This is a genomic window from Nocardioides sp. Z22_16 (genome assembly GCF_058134365.1).
On record NZ_JBYTTI010000002.1, the window covers coordinates 241,978 to 263,795 of the forward strand.

Annotated in this window: 24 protein-coding genes; 8 read left to right on the plus strand and 16 right to left on the minus strand. The window is 71.5% G+C overall.

The window, feature by feature from the left end; all coding sequences use genetic code 11:
• Window positions 1-27 precede the first annotated feature (27 nt).
• The 3 genes from AC3X7R_RS05420 to AC3X7R_RS05430 are packed head-to-tail and all read right to left on the minus strand — an operon-like array spanning window position 28 to window position 2,182.
• The gene (locus tag AC3X7R_RS05420; RefSeq protein ID WP_489964548.1) at window positions 28-954 is read right to left on the minus strand and encodes a polysaccharide deacetylase family protein; all 927 of its coding nucleotides are present in this window, start codon (window positions 952-954) and stop codon (window positions 28-30) included.
• The gene (locus tag AC3X7R_RS05425) at window positions 951-1,451 is read right to left on the minus strand and encodes an ureidoglycolate lyase (protein ID WP_489964549.1); all 501 of its coding nucleotides are present in this window, start codon (window positions 1,449-1,451) and stop codon (window positions 951-953) included. The genes AC3X7R_RS05420 and AC3X7R_RS05425 overlap by 4 nt, the downstream gene beginning before the upstream one ends.
• Entirely contained in the window at window positions 1,448-2,182 is a 735-nt protein-coding gene (locus AC3X7R_RS05430; RefSeq protein ID WP_489964550.1) for an IclR family transcriptional regulator, read from the minus strand. Before AC3X7R_RS05430 ends, AC3X7R_RS05425 begins: the two co-directional genes overlap by 4 nt.
• 190 nt (window positions 2,183-2,372) lie before the next feature.
• On the opposite strand from AC3X7R_RS05430, the gene miaB reads away from it, so the two are divergent.
• A complete protein-coding gene (gene miaB / locus AC3X7R_RS05435; RefSeq protein WP_489964551.1) occupies window positions 2,373-3,860 on the plus strand; it encodes a tRNA (N6-isopentenyl adenosine(37)-C2)-methylthiotransferase MiaB in 1,488 nt (495 codons plus the stop codon).
• A gap of 1 nt (window position 3,861) precedes the next feature.
• Here the strand turns inward: miaB and AC3X7R_RS05440 are convergent, their stop codons facing one another.
• The 5 genes from AC3X7R_RS05440 to AC3X7R_RS05460 form a co-directional block, all read right to left on the minus strand.
• Window positions 3,862-4,800, minus strand: coding sequence for a hypothetical protein (locus tag AC3X7R_RS05440; RefSeq protein WP_489964552.1), 939 nt, complete (start codon window positions 4,798-4,800; stop codon window positions 3,862-3,864).
• A 135-nt stretch (window positions 4,801-4,935) separates the two neighbouring features.
• Window positions 4,936-5,241, minus strand: a complete 306-nt coding sequence (locus AC3X7R_RS05445) for a hypothetical protein (RefSeq protein WP_489964553.1) — start codon at window positions 5,239-5,241, stop codon at window positions 4,936-4,938.
• Entirely contained in the window at window positions 5,238-5,492 is a 255-nt protein-coding gene (locus AC3X7R_RS05450) for a hypothetical protein (protein WP_489964554.1), read from the minus strand. Before AC3X7R_RS05450 ends, AC3X7R_RS05445 begins: the two co-directional genes overlap by 4 nt.
• A gap of 15 nt (window positions 5,493-5,507) precedes the next feature.
• On the minus strand, window positions 5,508-5,957 hold the full coding sequence (locus AC3X7R_RS05455; protein WP_489964555.1) for an NUDIX domain-containing protein: 450 nt from the start codon (window positions 5,955-5,957) through the stop codon (window positions 5,508-5,510).
• A 1-nt stretch (window position 5,958) separates the two neighbouring features.
• Window positions 5,959-6,114, minus strand: coding sequence for a hypothetical protein (locus AC3X7R_RS05460; RefSeq protein WP_489964556.1), 156 nt, complete (start codon window positions 6,112-6,114; stop codon window positions 5,959-5,961).
• 42 nt (window positions 6,115-6,156) lie between these two features.
• Between AC3X7R_RS05460 and miaA the strand changes: the two genes are divergently transcribed.
• Window positions 6,157-7,068, plus strand: coding sequence for a tRNA (adenosine(37)-N6)-dimethylallyltransferase MiaA (gene miaA, locus AC3X7R_RS05465; RefSeq protein WP_489964557.1), 912 nt, complete (start codon window positions 6,157-6,159; stop codon window positions 7,066-7,068).
• On the opposite strand, the gene AC3X7R_RS05470 is transcribed toward miaA, so the two are convergent.
• Window positions 7,061-7,717 (minus strand): hypothetical protein, encoded by a 657-nt coding sequence (locus AC3X7R_RS05470; protein WP_489964558.1) that lies wholly within the window; start codon window positions 7,715-7,717, stop codon window positions 7,061-7,063. The genes miaA and AC3X7R_RS05470 overlap by 8 nt on opposite strands.
• A 160-nt stretch (window positions 7,718-7,877) precedes the next feature.
• Here AC3X7R_RS05470 and dapF point away from each other — a divergent pair, with 160 nt between their 5' ends.
• Window positions 7,878-8,687: a diaminopimelate epimerase gene (dapF, locus tag AC3X7R_RS05475; protein ID WP_489964559.1), complete on the plus strand. Its 810-nt coding sequence runs from the start codon at window positions 7,878-7,880 to the stop codon at window positions 8,685-8,687.
• Here dapF and AC3X7R_RS05480 read toward each other — a convergent pair.
• Complete coding sequence (locus AC3X7R_RS05480) at window positions 8,630-9,262, minus strand: NAD(P)H-dependent oxidoreductase (RefSeq protein WP_489964560.1); 633 nt, start codon at window positions 9,260-9,262, stop codon at window positions 8,630-8,632. The genes dapF and AC3X7R_RS05480 overlap by 58 nt on opposite strands.
• A gap of 52 nt (window positions 9,263-9,314) precedes the next feature.
• On the opposite strand from AC3X7R_RS05480, the gene AC3X7R_RS05485 reads away from it, so the two are divergent.
• Both AC3X7R_RS05485 and hflX read left to right on the plus strand, forming a co-directional pair.
• The gene (locus tag AC3X7R_RS05485; RefSeq protein ID WP_489964561.1) at window positions 9,315-9,890 is read left to right on the plus strand and encodes a TetR/AcrR family transcriptional regulator; all 576 of its coding nucleotides are present in this window, start codon (window positions 9,315-9,317) and stop codon (window positions 9,888-9,890) included.
• Window positions 9,891-9,970: 80 nt separating this feature from the next.
• Window positions 9,971-11,452 carry a GTPase HflX gene (hflX, locus tag AC3X7R_RS05490; RefSeq protein WP_489964562.1) on the plus strand — a complete coding sequence of 494 codons (1,482 nt, stop codon included), beginning with the start codon at window positions 9,971-9,973 and terminating at the stop codon, window positions 11,450-11,452.
• A gap of 7 nt (window positions 11,453-11,459) precedes the next feature.
• Here the strand turns inward: hflX and AC3X7R_RS05495 are convergent, their stop codons facing one another.
• Together AC3X7R_RS05495 and AC3X7R_RS05500 are read right to left on the minus strand one after the other, a co-directional pair.
• Entirely contained in the window at window positions 11,460-11,591 is a 132-nt protein-coding gene (locus tag AC3X7R_RS05495) for a putative transporter small subunit (RefSeq protein ID WP_489964563.1), read from the minus strand.
• Between the two features lie 23 nt (window positions 11,592-11,614).
• A complete protein-coding gene (locus AC3X7R_RS05500) occupies window positions 11,615-13,261 on the minus strand; it encodes a sodium:solute symporter family protein (RefSeq protein WP_489964564.1) in 1,647 nt (548 codons plus the stop codon).
• Between the two features lie 327 nt (window positions 13,262-13,588).
• Between AC3X7R_RS05500 and secD the strand changes: the two genes are divergently transcribed.
• Together secD and AC3X7R_RS05510 are read left to right on the plus strand one after the other, a co-directional pair.
• The gene (gene secD, locus AC3X7R_RS05505; RefSeq protein WP_489964565.1) at window positions 13,589-15,859 is read left to right on the plus strand and encodes a protein translocase subunit SecD; all 2,271 of its coding nucleotides are present in this window, start codon (window positions 13,589-13,591) and stop codon (window positions 15,857-15,859) included.
• Window positions 15,860-15,897: 38 nt separating this feature from the next.
• Window positions 15,898-17,919 carry an ATP-dependent DNA helicase gene (locus tag AC3X7R_RS05510; RefSeq protein WP_489964566.1) on the plus strand — a complete coding sequence of 674 codons (2,022 nt, stop codon included), beginning with the start codon at window positions 15,898-15,900 and terminating at the stop codon, window positions 17,917-17,919.
• 3 nt (window positions 17,920-17,922) lie between these two features.
• Here AC3X7R_RS05510 and AC3X7R_RS05515 read toward each other — a convergent pair whose 3' ends face one another.
• The 4 genes from AC3X7R_RS05515 to AC3X7R_RS05530 form a co-directional block, all read right to left on the minus strand.
• On the minus strand, window positions 17,923-18,675 hold the full coding sequence (locus AC3X7R_RS05515) for a sulfotransferase family 2 domain-containing protein (protein ID WP_489964567.1): 753 nt from the start codon (window positions 18,673-18,675) through the stop codon (window positions 17,923-17,925).
• Between the two features lie 53 nt (window positions 18,676-18,728).
• Complete coding sequence (gene lexA, locus AC3X7R_RS05520; RefSeq protein WP_489964568.1) at window positions 18,729-19,457, minus strand: transcriptional repressor LexA; 729 nt, start codon at window positions 19,455-19,457, stop codon at window positions 18,729-18,731.
• A 97-nt stretch (window positions 19,458-19,554) separates the two neighbouring features.
• Entirely contained in the window at window positions 19,555-20,346 is a 792-nt protein-coding gene (locus AC3X7R_RS05525; RefSeq protein WP_489964569.1) for a GNAT family N-acetyltransferase, read from the minus strand.
• A 99-nt stretch (window positions 20,347-20,445) separates the two neighbouring features.
• Window positions 20,446-21,192, minus strand: coding sequence for an AAA family ATPase (locus AC3X7R_RS05530; RefSeq protein WP_489964570.1), 747 nt, complete (start codon window positions 21,190-21,192; stop codon window positions 20,446-20,448).
• Window positions 21,193-21,422: 230 nt separating this feature from the next.
• Between AC3X7R_RS05530 and AC3X7R_RS05535 the strand changes: the two genes are divergently transcribed.
• Window positions 21,423-21,812, plus strand: coding sequence for a LysM peptidoglycan-binding domain-containing protein (locus AC3X7R_RS05535; protein WP_489964571.1), 390 nt, complete (start codon window positions 21,423-21,425; stop codon window positions 21,810-21,812).
• The last annotated feature ends 6 nt before the right edge of the window (window positions 21,813-21,818 follow it).

A 21,818-nucleotide genomic window follows, 5' to 3' on the forward strand; every position in this document is an offset into this window, starting at 1 on the left:
CATTCACAACGCGGACGGGATGAGCGGTCAGGCGGGGTGGTGCTCCGACCACCAGGTGGCGATGTCGTGGCGTCGGGTCACCCAGACCTTGCTGGTGCCCAGGGCGTGCTCGATGACGCGCTGTAGTGCCGCGGCCCGGGCGGGGTGGCCCATGATGCGAGGGTGCAGCCCTATCGACATGACGACTGGGCGGCCCTCCTCGACGAGGTAGTCGAGGTTGGAGATGCTGTACGCCGCGAAGTCGTCGGGGCTGGCATATCCGGTTCCCCGGACGAACTTGCCGTCGTTGATGAACTGGGAGTACGGCACCACGAGGTGGTCCTGCCCCGAGACCTGGACCCAGTACGGCAGATCATCGTTGTAGGCGTCGGCGTCGTAGGTGAAGCCACCGTGCTCGACGAGCAGTTCGCGGGTGTTGACCGACGGCCCGTAGCGGGTGTACCACCCGGGAGGCGCGCTGCCGGTGGTGCGGGTGAGCGACTCGACCGCCATCGCGATGCGTTCGCGCTCCTCCTCGCGAGTCAGCCGCCACGCCTTCTCCCAGCGCCAGCCGTGGGCGCACACGTCGTGGCCACGCTCGCCGATCCAGTCGGCGACCTCACGGTTGCGCTCGAGCGCGACGGCGGCGGCGAACATGGTGATCGGCACGTCGAGCCGGTCGAAGAGGCGGGCAAGGCGCCAGATGCCCACGCGGCTGCCGTACTCGTAGAGCGACTCGACCGCGAGGTCGCGCTGCTCGTGGGGCATGCCGTTGGGCAGGTCGACCATGCCCTCGTTCTCGGCATCACCGAGGGGCTTGGACTGCTCGGAGCCCTCCTCGTAGGACACAACGAGGTTGAGCGCGACGACGGCGCCGCCGGGCCAGGAGAACTGGGGGGCGTGGCGGCCGTAGCCGACGAAGTCGCGCTGCGGGCCGGGCACGTCGGCGTCCTGCAGCGGATAGACGAAGCTCACGAACACTCCTTGAGGTGGACGGCGATGGACGGCTCGATGGGCCGCAGGTCGAGGTCGGGGGTGGTGCTGTCCGCCATCGCGGTCACGAAGGTCATCGCCCCCTCGAGCACCACGAGCGGGCTGTGCCACGTACCGGGCGCGAAGCACACACCCTGGTCACCGTCGACGAGGAACACCTGCAGGTGATCCGGTTGGGGAGAGTCGGAGTGCGCTCCAGCGACAGCGACGAGGTAACGACCCCGGCCGGTCGGCACGAAGAGCTGATGGGTGAGCTGGTGACGCTCGAGCACCCGCACCTGCGCCTCGGAGGCGGTTGTCCGGATCAGCCCGAGGTTCATCGGGCGCTCGAAGGCGGCCGGGGGCACGAGTCGGTCCCACTTCTCCGACAGCCCGGCGTTGATGATCCGGGGAGCACCGTGGCGACCGATCACCTGCCCGATGCCCGCGAGGGCGCCCTCGGTCAGGGGCTGGGCGGTGACCTGCGCAGGCCACGTCACAGCGGCTCGGCGATCTCGTCGGCTGCGGTGCGCAACAGGGGCAGCAGGTCCTTGTGGCCTTCGAGCTCCTCGGGACCGTGGGCGATGCCGACGATGCTGACGGTCGCCACCACGGTGCCGTCCGGGTCGCGCACCGGGACGGCGCAGGAGAAGAGCGAGTCCTCGAACTGGCCCAGCGTCAGGTCGTAGCCCTGCTGACGCACCTGCGCCAACTCGCGGTCGAGCGCCTCGATGTCAGTGGTCGCGTTGACGAACGTCTCGAGCGGGCCGCTGGCGTAGTAGTCCGCGCGCTGCTGCGGGGTGAGGAAGGCGAGCAGGACGCGGCCCGTCGCCCCAGCGTGCAGCGGGAAGAGCTTGCCGGGCGGCACCAGGATTCCAATGGGGCGACCGGAGTTGACCGAGTCGAGGCAGACCGCATGCCGGCCGCTGTGCACCGTGAGCATCGCTGTCTGGTTGGCGGCGCGGGCCAGCCGCTGTAGGGGGCCCCGGGCTCCGCGGAGCATGTCGTTGTCGGCGCGCACGATCGCGGCGAGCCGCAGCAACTTTGGCTGCAGTCGGTACAGCCCGTCGTCGGACGCGTCGAGGTAGCCGGCCTCGCGCAGGGTGCGCACACTGCGGTAGACCGAGCTCTGGGGCTGGCCGACACGGGCGGCGATCTCGCCCACGGTGAGCGCCCGGTGCTCCAAGTCGAAGGTGTCGAGGATCTCGAGCAGTCGGTCCCCTGCGGCCATTCTCACCTCCTGATAATGGATTCTCAATTCGAGACGCTGGGGAGGGTAACAGAAATCTTCCGCGGTCAGTTCCGCAGCGTCTCGCGCGACAGGGCTGTGGAGCGCCCCCGAGGCCGAGTTCCGTTGTCACTTGAGCGACCGGATCACGTACCTTCATCTGGTGCTGCCTCCGGTGAAAGAAGAACCTGTAGTGACCGCTCCCCGCACCTACGAGGTCCGCACCTACGGGTGCCAGATGAACGTCCACGACTCCGAGCGCCTCACCGGGCTGCTGGAGGAGGCCGGCTACGCCGCGGCGGCGGCCGGCGAGCAGGCCGACGTCGTCGTCTTCAACACCTGCGCGGTCCGGGAGAACGCCGACAACAAGCTCTACGGCAACCTCAGCCACCTGGCCCCGGTGAAGGCCAAGCGGCCGGGCATGCAGATCGCCGTCGGCGGCTGCATGGCCCAGAAGGACCGGGAGAGCATCGTGTCGCGCGCGCCCTACGTCGACGTCGTCTTCGGCACCCACAACATCGGCTCGCTGCCCGCCCTGCTCGACCGGGCCCGCTCCCAGCAGGAGGCGCAGGTCGAGATCCTCGAGTCGCTCGCGGTCTTCCCCTCCACGCTGCCCACCAAGCGCGACTCCGCCTACGCCGCCTGGGTCTCCATCTCGGTGGGCTGCAACAACACCTGCACGTTCTGCATCGTGCCCGCGCTGCGCGGCAAGGAGACCGACCGGCGCCCCGGCGACATCCTCGCCGAGGTCCGCGCGCTGGTCGCCGAGGGCGTCACCGAGGTGACGCTGCTCGGCCAGAACGTCAACGCCTACGGCGTCGAGTTCGGCGACCGCCAGGCCTTCTCCAAGCTGCTGCGCGCCTGCGGCGAGATCGAGGGGCTGGAGCGGGTCCGCTTCACCTCCCCGCACCCGGCGGAGTTCACCGACGACGTGATCGAGGCGATGGCGCAGACCCCCAACGTGATGCCGCAGCTCCACATGCCGCTGCAGTCGGGCTCCGACCGGGTGCTGCGGGCGATGCGGCGCTCCTACCGGCAGTCGAAGTTCCTCGGCATCATCGACCGGGTGCGTGCCGCGATGCCGCACGCCGCGATCTCCACCGACATCATCGTCGGCTTCCCCGGCGAGACCGAGGAGGACTTCCTCGAGACCCTCGAGGTGGTCCGCCGGGCCCGGTTCGCCAACGCCTACACCTTCCAGTACTCCATCCGCCCCGGCACGCCGGCGGCGACCATGCCCGACCAGATCCCGCCCGAGGTGGTCAAGGACCGCTACCAGCGGCTGGTCGCGGTGGTCGAGGAGGTCGCCTGGGACGAGAGCCGCAAGCAGGTCGGTCAGGTCGTCGAGCTGATGGTCTCCGAGGGGGAGGGCCGCAAGGACAGCGCCACCGCCCGGCTCTCCGGGCGTGGCCCCGACAACCGGCTGGTCCACTTCGAGGCCGACTTCTCCGGGGTCGAGGCCGACTCGGTGCGCCCGGGCGACATGGTCACCGTCCGGGTCACCTACGCCGCCCCGCACCACCTCGTCGCCGACGGCCCGGTGCTCTCGGTGCGGCGTACCCGCGCCGGCGACGCGTGGGAGCGCCGTACGGCGACCCCCGCGGCGACCGCCGGGGTCGGGCTCGGCATGCCGAGCATCGGGGTCCCCGCCCCGCTGCCGCCCGCGCCCGCCTGCGGCTGACTCAGCAGGACGGGCACCGGCGGGGACTGCCGGACCAGCCGCGGGTCCTGAGCAGCGCACCGAGGCGCGCGGCCGTGCGGCACGAGGAGTCGAAGACCTGGCCCCACCCCAGGCGGATGGTGACTCGCCCCGTGACGGCAGCATCCAGGTCTCGTTCGAGATCGCGGTGGCGCGCCGCGGCCGTGTCGTGGAAGAGGCGGCCGTCCAGCTCGACCAGCAGCCCGTGGTTCCGGTACTCCACGTCCCGGTAGACCGGACCGCGGAGCGAGTCCCGCACCTGCCGGTCGGCTGCGGGCAGGCCGTGTGCCCGCTCGACCCGGTGCAGGTACCCGTGCTCGAGCACCGAGCAGGCTCCCGTCGCCACGTCATCCAGGACCCGGGCGAGGAATCGCCGCCGCGGCAGGCGCTCGAGCTCGGTCCAGGCAGCCTGGAGCCGGGGGGCGGTGGTCCGGCGGGACTGGACCGCGTCCGACAGGATCCGCACCGCGCCGAAGTCGGTCGGGGCGCGCGCGGCCTCGCGCAGCACGGCGTACTCGGTGCGCATTCGGGGTGGGGAGGTGTTCCAGTGGACCTTCGGCGCGAGGTCGGTCACCCGGTGCAGTCGCAGGCCCGGCGGCAGGTCGAGATCGCGCTCGCGCTCCACCGCCACGTGGATGACACCGGTGTCGTGCGCGATCCGACCGGGCCCGTCGGTCATCCGGAGCGCGGAGGAGTCGCACAGCGCGGCCGGCCATGCGAAGAGGATCCCGGCCCACGCGCGCTGGATCCACGTCGGCTCCCCGGTGTGGGCGAGGTAGACCCGGGGATGGTGCCGGGTCAGCTCGCGGCGCCGCTCGAGACGACGGAGGTCATGGGGCTGCAGACCTGCCTCCAAGGCCTGCCGCCGGGAGATCACCCCCGACTGGTACGCGAGCAGCTCGGCGAAGTGGTCGGTGGTCACGCCCCCGAGACTGCCGCCGACGTCCGGGACCCGCCCCCTTCGACAGCCGGACGCTGGGGATGAAGGGGTGTTCCACAGGGTTTGTGCTCCCGAAGGGTCACCAGGTGACGCTCCGGGAGCACAAAGCGTGACTACTCAGCGCCCGACGTCGTCCGACGGGGCCTGCTTGGGCGGGATGCCGACGGGCTTGGGCTCGTGGCCGTCGGCGGACTGCTCGGGTGGTGCGTGGTCCGGGTCCACGGGGTGCGGCGCGGAGTCCCGCAGGCCGTCGGTCGCCTCCTGGCCCGGGCCGGCGTGGCCGACCCGCTCGCTGCTGATCCCCATGCCGCCGGCGAGGCGGTCGTCGCCCCCCGCGGCCGGGTTGGAGCCCTGCAGGGACTCGGCGACGTCCGGGTCGACCACGCCCGGGTCTCGGTCCTGGTCGGGTGTCTTCTCGCTCATGCCGGCGGCTCGTCCTCGGTCTCGTCCTCGCCCGAGACCTTGCCGTCGTCGGGCGCCTGCTCCTTCTCCTGGTCGCGCTCGGTGATCTCGTCCGGGATCGCGTCGTCGACGGCCGCGTTGTCCGCGGGGTCGAGGTCGTGCGGGACCGGATCGGCCGTGGGCTCGTCGGGCACGATGGCGTCCACGCCCCCCGGGTGGAGCTCGGGTTCCTCGGTGGTGGGCCTCGGCTGCTTGCCGATCTCGTCGCTCATGCGCGCGCTCCTGGTTCAGAATCCGTAGGTCAGGTACTTCACCTCAGTGCCCAGATTGGCCAGCGCCAATCGTTCGTGACCGACCACGGGGTCGGGCAGGGCGTCGAGGGGGAACCAGTCCAGCGCGGCGCACTTCTCCGGCTCCACGATGCGGGGCTCCCCGTTCCAGGCGCGGGCGGTGAGGAAGAAGTCGATCCGCTCGTCGATCGGCAGGGCGTGGGCGGTGCGCTGCATCGTGAACTCCAGGCGCAGGTCGGCGCCGGTGATGCCGAGCTCCTCGGCGGCCTCGCGGTGCGCCGCGTCGTACGCCGTCTCTCCCCGCTCCACGTGGCCGGCAGCGGCAGCCGCCCAGTGGTCGTCCATGTAGCCGGTGCCGGTGCGCAGCTGGAGCAGCACCTCGGTGCCGCCTGCGCCCTCGCGCAGCAGGTAGACGTAGGCGGCGGGGACGACGACGAAGCGCTCCACCTCAGCCGGTCGGGTTCGAGGGGTCGTTGGGCAGGCCGGGGTTGGTCAGCCCCTGCTCGCCCTGGACGCCGGGCGCGGGAGTCTCACGCTCCTCGTCCTCCGCGGACGGCTCCGGGCTGCTGCCGGCCTCGTTCTCCGGGTCTCCCATTCGTTCCACCTCCAGCTTCGTCGGTCAGGTCGCCTTGGCACACTAGCCCCCATGCCCAGCGAGGTCCTGCCCGTCGTCGCCGTGGTCGGGGCGACGGCCGCCGGCAAGACGGGGCTCTCCCTCGACCTCGCCGAGCGGCTGGACGGCGAGGTCGTCAACACCGACGCGATGCAGGTCTACCGCGGCATGGACATCGGCACCGCCAAGCTGCCGCCGGGGGAGCGGCGCGGGATCCCGCACCACCTGCTCGACCTGATGAGCGTGCGGGAGACCGCCAACGTGGCGCAGTTCCAGGAGCTGGCGCGGCGCACGGTCGCGGAGGTGCGTGGGCGGGGCCGGGTCCCGGTGCTGGTCGGCGGCTCCGCGCTCTACACCCGCGCGGTGCTGGACCGCTTCGAGTTCCCGGGCACCGACGAGTCGGTGCGCCGCCGGCTCGAGGGTGAGCTCGCCGAGGTCGGGCCGGCGGTCCTGCACGCCCGCCTGGCGAGCCGGGACCCGCAGGCGGCCGCAGGCATCCTGGTCGCCAACGGTCGCCGGGTGGTCCGCGCCCTGGAGGTCATCGAGATCACCGGACGGCCCTTCAGCGCCACCCTGCCGCGCCTGGAGTACGCCGACCCGGCCACCGTGCAGATCGGCGTGGACATCGACCGGCCCACCCTCGACGCCAGGATCGCCCAGCGGGTGGCCCAGATGTTCGACCAGGGCTTCGTCGAGGAGGTGGAGCGGCTGCTCTCCGAGGGCCTGGAGGAGGGGCTGACCGCGTCGCGGGCGATCGGCTACCGCGAGGTCGCGGCCCACCTGCGAGGCGAGCTCACCCTGGACGAGGCCATGGAGCGCACCGTGATCGCGACCCGGCGCTTCGCCCGGCGGCAGGACTCCTGGTTCCGCAAGGACCCTCGGGTCACCTGGATCCGGTTCGACGACCCCGACCGGGTGGAGCGCGCGATCCGCGCGGTCAGCTGAGCGGCGCCACCACCAGCCGCAGGGCGTTGTCGGGGCCGGAGAGGAGCCGGGTCACCAGCAGGTCCCTGACCCCCGGCAGTCCGAAGACCGAGCCGCCGCAGTGCCGGAACGGCGGGATCGTGAAGCTCCCCTCCAGCGGGAATGGCCCGAAGAGGTCGAAGGCGTCGCCGTGCAGGGTGGCGGTGATCTCGCCGCTGGTGCACGAGTCGTCGACCAGGCGTACGCCGGGGCGCTCGTGGGCCTCGAGGGCAGCGACCTCGAGGCGGAACGTGTGGACGGCCGTGACGGCACCGTCGGGGCCGAACGTCGTCCGGGTGGGCGCGGTGTCGACGACCCGCACGGTCGCCGTGGTGGCACCGAGCCCCGGGACCTCGGGGAGCCGGACCGGCACTCCGGCCGGCCCCACCAGGAGGTCGCCGGCGACGGTGAAGTCCGGGTTGAGCGCTCCCACCATCCGGGTGCCGGCCGGCAGGGGGAACGAGGTCGCGGGACTGCCGAGCTCGACCTCGCCGGTGACCGAGAGACGGAGCGTGCCCTCGTCGGCACGGAGCGGGGTGGCCGCCGAGCCGGGCGCGAAGAGCGACGAGGCGGTGACCAGACCGGTCAGCACGAGCGGTGCGATCCGGCGGCCGAGGCGTGCGACATCCATGCGGGTACTCCCTCCCACGTGAGGCTCGGGGTGCCCTCCCAGACGGATCGAGCCTCGTGAGCTGAACCTAGTCAGAGGTAGTTCACGTGGCAAGTACTCTGGCCCGCCCGGTCCAGACGTCCGGCGGAGCGGCCCGGTGGCCGGCTGTCACACTGGACCGGTGACTTATCCGTTCCTCAAGGGCCATGGCACCGAGAACGACTTCGTGCTGCTGCCCGACCACGACGGGTTCGTCCACGGCGACCTCCCCGCCGGGCGGGTCCGCGCCCTCTGCGACCGCCGTGCGGGCCTGGGTGCCGACGGGGTGCTGCGGGTGCTCCGCACCCCGGACGCCGGGGCGGGGGACCCCGAGTGGTTCATGGACTACCGCAACTCCGACGGCTCGGTCAGCGAGATGTGCGGCAACGGGCTGCGCGTCTTCGTCCGCCACCTGGTCGACGAGGGGCTCGTCCCCGCCGGCGAGCCGGTGCCGGTGGCCACCCGGGACGGGATCAAGGTCGGCACCGTCGACGGCGACCTCGTCACCGTCGACATGGGGGTGCCGAAGGTGCTGGGGGAGACCTCGGTCGCGGTGGGCGAGCGATCCTGGGACGCGCTCCAGGTCGACATGGGCAACCCGCACGCGGTCGCCTTCGTCGACGACCTGGCCGACGCCGGGTCGCTGCTGGCGGCCCCCGACCACGACCCCGCGGTCTTCCCCGACGGGGTCAACGTGGAGTTCGTCGTCCGCCGCGCCCCCGGCCATGTGGCGATGCGCGTCCACGAGCGCGGCTCGGGGGAGACCCGGAGCTGCGGCACCGGCGCCTGCGCGGTGATGGTGGCGGCCGCCCGCGCTGACGACGCCTCCTTCCCGGCGACCTACCGGGTGGACGTGCCGGGCGGGGAGCTCCAGGTGACCTGGACCGAGGGGGATCACGTCCTGCTGACCGGCCCCGCCGTGATCGTGGCCCGCGGCGAGACCGACCTCTGACCGGAGTCTCGGACGCCGAGTGCCTCGCACTCCTCCAGCCACTGCGCGCGGCGCTGCTCCGAGGCGTGGCGCACGCCGGTGAAGCGGGTGACCTTGACCGGCTTGATGCCGCAGAACTCCAGGGTCCGGCCCTTCACCTGCTTGACCGTGGTGTCTCCGACCAGCGGCAGGTACCAGCGGGGTGAGTCCGAGGTGACGACCACTCGACCGGTGCGCCCGGCGAGCAGGCCCTCGGGGCGCCCGTTGTCGAGGTAGCGGAACGCCCAGCCGATCTCCAGGGTCCGGTCGAAGAAGCCCTTGAGCAGCGCCGGGACCGAGCCCCACCAGAGCGGGGTGAGCACGGTGACGTGCTCGCTCCACTCCAGCAGCTCCCGGGCGCGCGCCAGGTCGGGCTCCAGGTGCTGGCCGGGGCGGTAGCCGGCGTGCAGCACGGGGTCGAAGTCGAGCTCGCGCAGGGTCAGCGCGATGCCCGAGGAGGCGGCCCCCGCGGCGTACCGGGCGGAGAGGGCGGCGGTGAGCGACGTCGGGTCGGGGTGGGCGTCGACGATCAGGGTGCGGGTCATCATGGTCTCCATGTGGACAGTGCCAAGAATATGGTCACTGCCAACATGGCGTAGCATCTTGTCCGTGTCAAGATCTCCATCGACGTATCACCACGGCAACCTCCGGCCCGCCCTGGTGGCGGCGGCTGCCGACCTGCTCGAGGAGGTGCCTCCGGCCCGGATCAGCCTCCGCGAGGTCGCCCGGCGCGCCGGGGTCAGCCACAACGCGCCCTACCACCACTTCGGGGACCGCGCCGGGCTGCTCGGGGCGGTGGGGGTGCGGGCCATGGCCGACCTCGTCGCCGCCCAGGAGGAGGCGATGGCGCGCGAGGAGGGGTCCGTGGCCCGCCTGAGCGCGATGTTCGCGGCGTACGTCGGCTTCGCCGCCGACCACCCCCAGGCGTTCTCCCTGATCTTCGACCCCGAGTACTGCGCCGCGGGCGAGCCCTCGGAGGCGATGGCACCGCTGATCGCGCGCAACGAGGAGCTCCTGGCCCGCGAGGTGGACGGGCTGGTGGCGCTGCCTCGCTTCGCCGGCCGCGACCCTGCCGCCCTGGCGGCCGGCCTGTGGGCCACCGTGCACGGGATGTCGGAGCTGGTGGTGCTCGGCCACCTGCCTCGCGAGGTGGTCGCGCCCGCGGCCGCCGCCCTCCTCGCGTGAGGAATGGCCGGGGCGGGCACAGCGTTGACCACCGATAACGGGTCGCGTCAGGTGCGCCCCGGGCCTACCCTGAAGGGCATATGACGAACGCACGCGACTTCTCGCTGAACGACGAGCTCGACGCCACCGAGGCATGGGACGACGACGACGTCGAGTCGGGCTATGTGGAGCCCGATCCCGACGAGCCCGACCCCGAGGAGACGACCGGGGCGATGGACCTGGCCGAGCGCCACGCGCTCAAGCGGGTCGCCGGGCTCTCCACCGAGCTCGAGGACATCTCCGAGGTCGAGTACCGCCAGCTCCGCCTGGAGCGGGTGGTCCTGGTGGGCGTCTGGACCGAGGGGTCGGTCGAGGACGCGGAGAACTCCATGGCCGAGCTCGCGCTGCTGGCCGAGACCGCCGGCGCCGAGGTGCTCGACGCCATCTACCAGCGCCGCCACCGTCCCGACCCCGCGACCTACATCGGGCGCGGCAAGGTCGACGGCCTGCGTGAGATCGTCGCCGCGACCGGCGCCGACACCGTCATCTGCGACGGCGAGCTGGCGCCCAGCCAGCTGAGGAACCTCGAGGACCGGCTCAAGGTCAAGGTCGTCGACCGGACCGCGCTGATCCTCGACATCTTCGCCCAGCACGCCAAGTCGCGCGAGGGCAAGGCACAGGTCGAGCTCGCCCAGCTCACCTACATGAAGCAGCGGCTGCGCGGTTGGGGCGGCAACCTCTCCCGCCAGGCCGGTGGCCGGGTCTCCGGCGGTGAGGGCATCGGTGGCCGTGGCCCCGGTGAGACCAAGATCGAGACCGACCGTCGCCGCATCAACGACAAGATCGCCAAGCTCCGCCGCGACCTCAAGGCGATGAAGGGCACCCGGGAGACCAAGCGCTCGCAGCGCCAGCGCAACCAGATCCCCTCGGTGGCGATCGCCGGCTACACCAACGCCGGCAAGTCGTCCCTGCTCAACCGGCTCACCAACGCCGGGGTGCTGGTGGAGGACGCGCTCTTCGCCACCCTCGACCCGACCACGCGGCGTACGACGACCGCGGACGGCCGCGTCTACACGATGAGCGACACCGTGGGCTTCGTCCGGCACCTGCCCCACCAGCTCGTCGAGGCGTTCCGCTCGACGCTGGAGGAGGTCGCCGACGCCGACCTGATCCTGCACGTGGTCGACGGCTCCCACCCCGACCCGGAGGGGCAGCTCGCCGCGGTCCGCGAGGTCCTCGCCGAGATCGAGGCCGACAAGGTCCCCGAGCTCGTGGTCATCAACAAGGCCGACGCGGCCGACCCGATGGTCATCGCCCGGCTGCGCCAGCGCGAGCCCCACAGCGTGGTGGTCAGCGCCCGCACGGGTGAGGGCATCGCCGAGGCGCTGGCGACGGTCGAGGCCGAGCTGCCCCACCCCTCGGTGGAGTTCGACGCGCTGCTGCCCTACGAGCGGGGCGACCTGCTCAACAAGCTGCACCAGCACGGCGAGATCGACGAGCTCGAGCACACCGGCACCGGGACCAGGGTCCGCGGACGGGCACACGAAGAGCTCGCGGGCGAGCTCCTCGCGTACTCCGTCTGAGCCGTCCTCAGATGAGGTCGCGCCCCTCGCGGCGCGCCTCGCGCCACTCGCCGAGGAACGCGCGGCCGATCACGAAGAGGACGGCGGTGACGATCACCGGCCACATCAGGACGTACAGGGTGAGTGCGATGGTGCTCATGGTGTGCTCCTTCTGGATCGGGGTCAGCGGACCGGGTCGGCGTCGTAGTCGCCGACCAGGTCCTTGACCGAGTCGAAGTCGAACGACGCCCCGCTGCGGGACGACATGCCCCAGCAGACCAGCGTGCTGACGGCGTAGGCGACCAGCGAGCCGCTGAGGGTGGCGTAGTCGTGGATGGCCCCGAAGGCGAACGGGGCCGAGACGAGCGCCGAGAGGACGCCGGCGACCTTCGCGGGCCTGAGCCCGAGGAAGCCGAAGACCATCAGCCCGGCGACCACGCCGACCCCGACGATGGAGAGCACGTCGACGGCGAGGCCGGTGACGTCGTTCATCGGGATGAGCGAGAAGCGCACCGGCAGGAAGACCGCCAGGGCGGCCAGCACCGAGACGGTGAACGCCTTGTTGGTGACCTTCTCCCAGTAGAAGCTGGCGATCACCGGGAAGACCAGCGCACCCCAGAGGGCCCCGACGAAGACCAGCAGGTCGAGGATGTCGAGCTGGAGGCTGGCGAAGGCGATGGCGATCGCCGTGGAGACGACCATGGTGGCGCGGCCGACCAGCAGCATGGTGCGCGGGTCGGCGCCCTCGCGGCCGGCGACGTTCTGGCCGTAGACGTCGGCCATCACGATCGACGACAGCGCCGAGAGGTCGGAGTCGGCGGTCGAGGAGAGGGCGCCGACGATCATGATGAAGAAGACCGCCACCAGCACGCCCGGCAGGTAGGAGGCGGCCATCTGCGGAACGATGTTGTTGACGTCACCGCCCTGCGGCTCCAGCCCCAGGTAGAGCGCCATCACACCGAGCATGCCGACGCCGATCACCATGGCGCCGTAGCCGACGGTCGCGGTGATGAAGGTCGGCTTGATCAGGTCCTCGCGCACGGCGAAGAGCCGCTGGGCGATGGTCTGGTTGCCGATGGCGTAGGCCAGGACCGCGGCGATGTAGGGCGCTCCCTGGTTGAGGAACGCGTCGCTGGAGAAGAAGTTGCCCTGCTGGGCGGTGAGGTTGCCGGCGCCGGTCTCGAAGGCGGCGGGGAAGCCGGCGGCGAAGAAGATCACCGGGACGATCACCGCGACCGCGCCGAGCATCGCCACGACCTGCGCGAAGTCGGTCAGCACCGAGGCGCGGAAGCCGGACCACAGCGTGTAGAGCAGCACGCCGCCGGCCACCATGAAGACGCCCTGGACGAAGGTGAAGGGGGAGAGCAGCGAGATCAGCACGCCGCCGGCGATGAAGTTGGACATCAGGCTGATCAGGCTGCCGACCACGTTGGAGCCGGCGAGCATCAGCTGGCTGGAGCGCCCGTGGCGCACGTGCAGCACCTCGGCGAGGGTGTGGGCCCGCGGCGCGACGGCGCGGATCCGCTTGCCGAAGGGGTAGATGAACAGGATCATCAGCGCGCCCCACAGCCCGTAGTGGATGGGGCCGGAGATGCCGTAGGTGTAGCCGGAGCTGGCGGAGGCGTACATCGACGACGCCCAGATCCAGGTGGCGGTCATGCTGGCCGCGGAGATCCCGAAGCCGATGTTGTGGCCGGCGTTCATGTAGCCGTCGGCGTTCTCGTTCTTCTTGCCGATCCGGGTGGAGATCCAGAAGGTCCCTCCGTAGAACGCCAGCAGCAGGAGCAGGATGGTCCCCACTCCGAAGGTCACGGACTCGATTCCGTCCACGTCAAGCTCCTCACCATCGGTTCACGACGGCGCACCCCGCCGCAGCGGTGCCCAGGACCAGGTCGCGGTCGGGCGATCTCACTGGCGGCGGCCGCGTCCACACCCGGAGGCGGACGTCGGGGGAGGTCCCCGAAAGGCGCGCGCGGAGGGCCTCTGCGGGGGGTGTCACGCCCCGGAGGCTCCGACTCGGCCGGCACGCTATCAGCGCTCTCTCAGGTGGGAGCAGGGGACCTCCGCGTGGACGCCGGAACCAACCGGGCGCGCGGCGCGTTCCAGAGGGGGTGCCCGGATTGGGCACGTCTGGTCGGCTAGGGAAAGATGCGTCGCATGTCACGTGGTGCCTGGATCCGCTTCATCCTCGTGCTCGGCCTCTTGGCCGGGTGCGCAGCGCTCGCCCTCAACAAGGAGCCGAGGCTGGGTCTCGACCTGAGCGGCGGCACCTCGATCACGCTGGAGACCAGCGACTCCCCGTCGGGGGTGGAGGCGAACGCCGAGAACACCGACCGGGCTGTCGAGGTCCTGCGGGGGCGTGTCGACGCGCTCGGGGTCTCCGAGCCGACCCTGGTCCGCTCCGGTGACAACCGCATCCTGGTCGAGCTGCCCGACGTGCAGGACTCCGAGCAGGCGGTCGAGACGATCGGCCGGACGGCGCAGCTGACCGTCCACCCGGTGGTCGCCGGCGGCCTGCCGAACACCGAGGGGAAGCCTTCGGCGGAGGGCAACCTCCTCGTCCCCAGCGAGCAGGGCGACGTGCTCGAGGTCGGGCCCGCGGTGATGGAGGGCAACGACATCACCGGCGCCGACGCCGTGCAGCCGCAGAACAGCACCGGCTGGGCGGTCGGCGTCGACTTCTCCGGCGCCGGCTCCGACGCCTTCGAGAAGCTCTCCGCCGACGCCGCCTGCGCCACCGGCGACCAGCGGCGCATCGCGATCGTGCTCGACGGCGAGGTGATCTCCTCGCCCGAGGTGCAGGTGCCGTGTGGCAGCGCGATCATCGGCAGCACCCAGATCACCGGCAACTTCTCCGTGGAGGAGGCCCAGGAGCTGGCCATCCTGATCGAGGGCGGCGCGCTGCCGCTGCCGGTGGAGATCATCTCGGTCAGCGAGATCGGCCCCACGCTGGGTGACGCCGCGATCGACGCCTCGTGGAAGGCCGGCGTCATCGGCCTGGTGCTCACCGGGCTCTTCATCATCTTCGTCTACCGCTTCGTCGGCTTCCTCGCCACGGTCGCGCTGACCTCCTACGCGCTGCTGGCCTACGCGATGCTCGTCGGGCTCGGCTCCACGCTGACCCTGCCCGGCCTCGCGGGCTTCGTGCTGGCCATCGGCATGGCGATCGACGCCAACGTGCTGGTCTTCGAACGCGCCCGCGAGGAATACCAGGCCAACCCGTCCGCGGGGCTGCGCCGAGCCCTGATGATCGGGTTCAACAAGGCCTGGACCGCGATCATCGACTCCAACGTCACCACCCTGCTCGCCGCCGGCCTCCTCTTCTTCCTCGGCTCGGGGCCGATCAAGGGCTTCGGTGTCACGCTGAGCATCGGCGTGGTGGCCTCGATGGTCTCGGCCCTGATCATCGCCCGGGTGCTCACCGAGCTCGGGGTCGCCAACAAGTGGGTCTCCCGGCACCCGAAGGTCTCCGGCATCGCCGACATCGGCCGGGTCCGCACCTGGCTGGAGCGCAAGAACCCCCAGATCATGGTCAGGCGCGCCCTGTGGCTGGCGATCTCCGGCGTGGTCACCCTGGTCGCGCTGGCCGGCATCGTGGTCAACGGGCTCAACCTGGGCGTGGAGTTCAGCGGGGGCCGGGTGATGGAGTTCTCCACCACCGAGAAGCTGGACGCCGACGAGGCCCGCGACGCGGTCGAGGAGGCGGGCTTCGCGGACGCGACCGTCCAGGAGTCCGACCAGGCCAACATCACCGTCCGCACCGGCGAGATCAGCAACGACGAGGCCGAGGAGATCCGGGCTGCGCTGGCCGAGATCGGCGGTGAGGCCGAGGAGGTCCGCGACGAGAAGATCAGCGCCTCGTTCGGCAACGAGCTGCGCGACAAGGCGATCATCGCCTTCGCGATCGCCTTCGCCGCCCAGCTGATCTACCTCGCCGTCCGCTTCAAGTGGACCTTCGGCCTGAGCGCGGTGATCGCGATGGCGCACGACGTGCTGATCGTGGTGGGTCTGTTCGCCTGGCTGCAGAAGCCGATCGACGGCATCTTCCTGGCCGCCGCGATGACCATCATCGGTCTGTCGGTCAACGACACCGTGGTCGTCTTCGACCGGGTCCGTGAGCGCTGGCGGGAGTCCAAGCCCGGCGAGCTCTTCACCGACATGGCCAACAAGGCTGCGGTCGAGACGCTGCCGCGGACCGTCAACACGGGTCTGGGCACCATGTTCATCCTGGCCGCCCTCGCGGTCCTGGGTGGAGACTCGCTGCGCGACTTCGCCATCGCGCTGCTCGTCGGTCTCGTGGTCGGCACCTACAGCTCCGTCTTCACCGCCACCCCGCTGGTCACCTACCTCCAGCAGAAGTGGCCGATGGCGAAGGAGAAGAAGATGAAGGTCGAGCGCGCCCCCGACGACTCGGGCGCCGTCGTCTGAGGTGCCGGTCTGTCGGTGCCCGGGCTTAGGGTGCTCGGGTGCCTGACACGACCAAGACCGCTCCACCTCCCGCCGCACCCTCGGTGACGGAGGTGCTGGCGGCCGCCGTGGGGGCGCTGGGCGGCCAGGAGCGCCCGGGGCAGGTCGAGATGGCCGAGGCGGTGACCGCGGCGATGGAGTCGGGCCAGCACCTGCTGGTCCAGGCCGGCACGGGCACCGGCAAGTCCTTGGCCTACCTGGTGCCGAGCCTGCTGCACCGGGACCGGGTGGTCGTGGCGACCGCCACGCTCGCCCTCCAGCACCAACTGGTGGAGCGTGACATCCCGCGGCTGATGGAGGCGGTCGGCGACCGGGTGGACACCTCCTACGCGGTGCTCAAGGGGCGCTCCAACTACGCCTGCCTGCACCGCGTCCGCGAGGGGGTGCCGGACGAGCAGGGTGTCCTGGTCGACGTCCCTGCCGGCTCCATGGGGGCCGAGGTGCTCGAGCTGCGCAGCTGGGCCGAGGCCGAGGTGGAGTCGGGTGGCTCCGGAGAGCGGGACAACGCGCCTCGCCACACCGACCGCACCTGGCGGCAGGTCAGCGTCAACCACCGCGAGTGCCTCGGCGCGGCCCGTTGCGCCTTCGCCCAGGAGTGCTTCGCCGAGCGCGCCAAGGAGAAGGCGCAGCGCTCCCACCTGATCGTCACCAACCACTCGTTGCTCGCGATCGACGCCATCGAGGGGGTGCCGATGATCCCCGACTACGACGTGGTGGTCATCGACGAGGCCCACGAGCTCACCGCGCGGGTGACCCAGGCAGCCACCGACGAGCTCTCTGTCGGCGACGTGGAGCGGGCCTCGCGCCGGGCGCAACGCCACGTGGCGGAGAACGCCGGCGCCTCCAACCCCGCCGACGACCTGGCCGACGCCGCGGACAGCCTCGCCGACGCCCTCGCGATGACGCCGGGGGGGCGCATCGACACGCTCGGCCAGCAGCTGAGCGACGCGCTGGTGCTGGTCCGCGACGCCGCCCGCTCCGTCGTCTCGGCGTTCGGCAAGGAGGAGAAGGGCGCCGGCGACGCGGACGCCGCCAAGACCCAGGCGAAGGGGTTGGCCCAGGAGGTCTTCGCGACCGCCGAGCGGATGGCGGCCGCCAGCGACGCCGACGTGCTGTGGGTCAACGAGGCCCGCGATCGGATGCCGGCGCGGTTGGCGGTGGCGCCGCTGCAGGTGTGGGCGCAGATGCGCGAGCGGCTGCTCACCGACAAGACGGTCGTCTTCACCTCGGCGACGCTGATGCTGGGGGGCGACTTCAGCTCCGTGGCGGGAAACCTGGGGCTCAAGCCGTCCGAGCGGGTCGACACCGGTGCGCCCAGCGTGGAGTCGGAGGGGGCGCGGCCGTGGCGCGGGCTCGACGTGGGCTCGCCGTTCGACTACGGGCGCCAGGGCATCCTCTACCTCGCTCGCCACCTGCCACCGCCGGGCCGCGACGGGCTCGGCCAGGCGCAGCTCGACGAGATCGTCGACCTCGTCGACGCCGCCGACGGCCGGACGCTCGGCCTCTTCTCCTCCCGGCGTGCGGCCGAGGCGGCCGCCGAGGTGGTGCGGGAGCGGCTGCCCCACCTGACGACCCTGGCGCAGGGCGAGGCCCAGCTGCCCGAGCTGGCCCGCCAGTTCGTGGCGGACCCGCACACCTGCCTCTTCGGCACGCTGAGCCTCTGGCAGGGGATCGACGTGCCCGGCCAGACGTGCCAGCTGGTGCTCATCGACCGGATCCCCTTCCCCCGGCCCGACGACCCGCTGATGTCGGCTCGCCAGCGCGCCGCCGACCGGGCCGGCGGCAACGGCTTCATGCAGGTGGCGGCTACCCACGCGGCCCTGCTGCTGGCCCAGGGCGCCGGCCGGCTGATCCGCACGACGTCGGACCGCGGCGTGGTCGCGGTGCTGGACCCGCGGCTGGCCACCGCGAGGTACGGCGGGTTCCTCAAGGCGAGCCTGCCGCCGATGTGGACCACCCACGACCCCCAGGTGGTGCGCAAGGCGTTGAGCCGGTTGGCCGAGGCCGCCGCGGAGGGGTAGCCCTCAGTAGCCGAGGATCTGGTAGTCGCGGCGGTACATCGTCGCCACCAGCTCGCGCAGCTCGGCGGAGACGTCGCGGCGCTTGCCGTCGGGAGCCGTCTGGTTCCGCGGTCGGGCCGGCACCGCGGGCGCGCCGACCCGCTCGCACACCTCGGCGAAGTCGCGGTCGAAGCTCTCGAGCCGACCCACGAAGTCGACCTGGTCGAGGTCGATCAGCCGGGTCTGCAGGGCCAGGTGCTGATCGGTCCCCGGGACGGCGCGCAGGTCGTGCTCAGCGGTCCACCGGGCGAACTCCTCGACCCGCTGCATCCGGGCATGGGTCGCGTCGTCGAACTTGAAGTAGTTCATGTTGACGACCTTGTCCTGCCAGGCGGAGACGAACCGCTCCAGTGGATCGCGGACGAAGGCGAACTTGAAGTAGTCGGCGAAGAGGCCGGTCGGGTAGCGCACCCGCATGGCGTGGTCGATGTCGAGGGGGACCTGGTGGGCGGCGAAGTGGTGGCGCACGGTGCGGGTGGCGACCTTGGCCACCCGGTACCAGACGAAGCGGTGGCTGTGGCTGACGGTCAGGTTGTAGCCGAGCGGCGAGACCCAGCCGGCGTCCGCACTCGCCCGGGAGAGGCCGTCGAGCAGCTCCTTCGACTCCGCGGTCAGCTTGAAACGGTCGCCGGCCCGGGTGCGGAACACGTCGGGGGTGAGGTCCTGGACGGGGGGTGAGGTCCGCGAGGGCTTGGACTCTGCTCGGGACCGGCGCACCCGCGTGAGATTACAGGAGCGCGGTGCCGCGGCCGGCGGCACCGGAGCGCCCGTCACATCCGGCGCAGGACCGCGGTGACCTTGCCCAGGATCGTCGCGTGGGTGCCGTCGATCGGCTCGTAGGCGTCGTTGTGGGGGAGCAGCCAGACCTGGCCGTCCTTGCGCTGGAAGGTCTTGACGGTCGCCTCCCCGTCGATCATGGCCGCGACGATCTCGCCGTTGGCGGCGTCCGGCTGCTGGCGGATCACCACGTAGTCGCCGCTGCAGATGGCGGCGTCGATCATGGAGTCACCGGAGACCTCGAGCAGGAAGAGCGTGCCCTCGCCGACCAGCTGTTTGGGGAGCGGGAAGACGTCCTCGACGCGCTCCTCGGCCAGGATCGGCCCGCCGGCGGCGATGCGGCCCACGACCGGCACGTACTGCGCGGCCGGCGCGGCGTCGCCCACCCCCGTGGGGTCGAACGACGACTCGTCGGCGCTGCTCATGGCGCGGCGGGCGGCCAGCACCTCGGGGAGGAAGACCTCCAGGGCCCGGGGCCGATTGGGGTCGCGCTTGAGGTAGCCCTTCTCCTCCAGCACCTTCAGCTGGTGGGCGACGCTGCTCGAGCTGGTGAGACCCACCTCGCGACCGATCTCGCGCATGCTCGGCGGGTAGCCGCGCTGCTCGAAGGAGTCCTTGATCGAGAGCAGGATCCGCTGCTGACGCGGAGTGAGCCCGGTCGCGTCCGGAGGCCCGTCGGGCATCGGCACGACCTTGCCGCTCGTCTCGCGCGTCTTGGCCATGCGGTGCCTCCTGGTGTGGTGCTGGTGCGGGCTCGGTGTCCTCACCGTAGTGCGCCAGGAGGCGGAGTTCAAACAGGTGTTCGAACGGGCGTGTCGCTCAGCCGTCGGGCTGCCAGACCCAGCTCACCAGGCTGAACCCGGTGCGGAAGCCGAGGTCCATCAGGGCCGGGTAGGTCTGCTCCGAGGCGATCACGGTCGCGGTGCTGGCGCCGGTCTCGCGGGCCCGGTTCATCATGGTGCCGGCTAGGGCGTGCTCAAGACCGCGACCCTGAGCTTTCGGCAGCGTGACGATGTTGCCGAACATCACGCTGGGGCCTCGGCGGTGCGAGGTGCTCGCCCCTTGGGCGTCCCCGGTGAAGGAGCTGCGGGCGATGAAGAACTGGTGGTCGGCGGGGTCCATCGTGTCGAGGAAGTCCATGTGCGCCCCCGCCGAGTGTGCCGCGAGGCCGAGCCCCGCGAAGATGGTGGCCGCGACGGGCTCGGTGTGGTCCGGCCAGGCGACGTCGATGTAGACGTCGTCGGGTGCCTCGGGGTCGATGGGTCGGTCCAGGTTGATGTGCATGGCCGCTGCCTCGTGCGCGACCAGGCCTGCCTGGGCCAGCGCGGCCTCGAGGGCCGGGCTGGTGGTGTCCGGCGTGGTCATCCACTGGAAGGGGAGCCCTCGCTCGAGGAAGGGCGAGAGCAGCTCGGGGACGCGCTGGGGCACGTCGACCGACGCGATCCGGGCGTTGGCGATCACGTTGCACACCTCGAGCGGGAGGTGGGACCAGTAGACGGTGGCGTCCGGCTCGTCGGTGGTCCGGAAGGCAGGGGACTTCGCCATGGTGACGATCAGGGCCTCGAGATCGGCCTCGATGGTCTCCATGGGGGTCGTCAGGAGATCGCGCATGCGGCCACGCTATTCGCGGGGGAATCGCACCCGCATGCCTGAAACTGATGACATCCCTGTGCTTTGTGGGATGGCGGCCGGGCGGGGACCGGGCGGTTCTCAGTCGAGGACGTGCCTCAGGTACTGCATCGGCGCGTCCAGGTAGCGCCTCCAGTGGCTCACCAGCTCCAGCTCGTCCCACGTCGTCTCCCGGACCCCCCACGGCCCGACCTCGAGGAGCCGGGCGCCGGGCAGGGCGGCCACCAGGGGCGAGTGGGTGGCGCACAGCACCTGGGCTCCGCGGCCGGCCAGCTCGTGCAACGTCGCCACCAGGGCGATCTGGGCGCTGAACGACAGCGCCGCCTCCGGTTCGTCGAGGCAGTAGAGCCCGGGGGAGTCGAACCGGGAGCGCAGCAGCGCCAGGAACGACTCGCCGTGGCTCATCTCGTGGTAGCGCGGGTCCTCGCCGCTGGCGAACCCCTCCTGCCGCGTGAAGTACCCGTGCATCGTCTCGGCGCGCAGGAAGAAGCCCCAGCGCGTGGCTCCCGGGGACTTCTCCAGGTCGAGCCACTCGTGCAGCGGCGACTCGGTGGCACGCGTCCCCTCCTGCAGGTTGCGGGTGCCTCCCTCGGCCGCGAGGCCGAACGCCATCGCCACCGCCTCCACCAGGGTCGACTTGCCGGTCCCGTTCTCCCCGACGAGCAGGGTCACGCCGTCGGCCAACTCGAGTCCCTCGCGCAGCACCTGGGCGACCGCCGGGACGGAGGCGGGCCAGACGGCGTCGGGCGACCCGGGGTCCGGCGCGACGCCGTTGGCGACCACCCGTCGTACGACGCGACGGTCACGGGTCCAGTCCTGCCTGCGCACGTGGCGAGGGTATCCGCCCGGCCCGGGAGGGGCGACACGCCCTCGAACATCTGTTCGGCCAGGTGCTTGATTCGTTCGAACACCTGCTCTACTGTCGCACATGTGTTCGATCGAACGTCTGATCGAGACGGATCGCCTGCTCGTCCGGCCAGGACTGTCGGTGGTCGCGGATAGACATCAGATCAACGGCAACACCCACAGGCTGACCGCCACTTCCCCAGGAGGTCCCGATGAGCACGATGATCCTCAACCCCACCCGTGAGCTCGCTCCGGTGCGCGAGCTGCGCCCGGCCGCAGCCCGTGCCGAGGTCCGACCGGAGCAGGGCGCCGTGCGCCTGACTCGGCGGGGCCGCGCCGTCGTCCTCGTGGCTGCCCTCCTCTTCGTGCTGGTCGCCGGCGTCTTCCTCGGCGGGGGCTCGGTGGCCACCCAGCAGGCTGGCACCCCCGCGCCCACCGAGATCGTGATGGTGGAGGAGGGCGACACCCTCTGGGGCATCGCCGCCGCCATCGCCGAGGACGGTGACGTGCGCCCCGTGATGGGAGAGATCGAGCGCCTCAATGCCCTCGAGTCCGGCATGGTCACGATCGGGCAGAAGCTCCGCGTCCCCCTCGCCGAGTGAGGACGC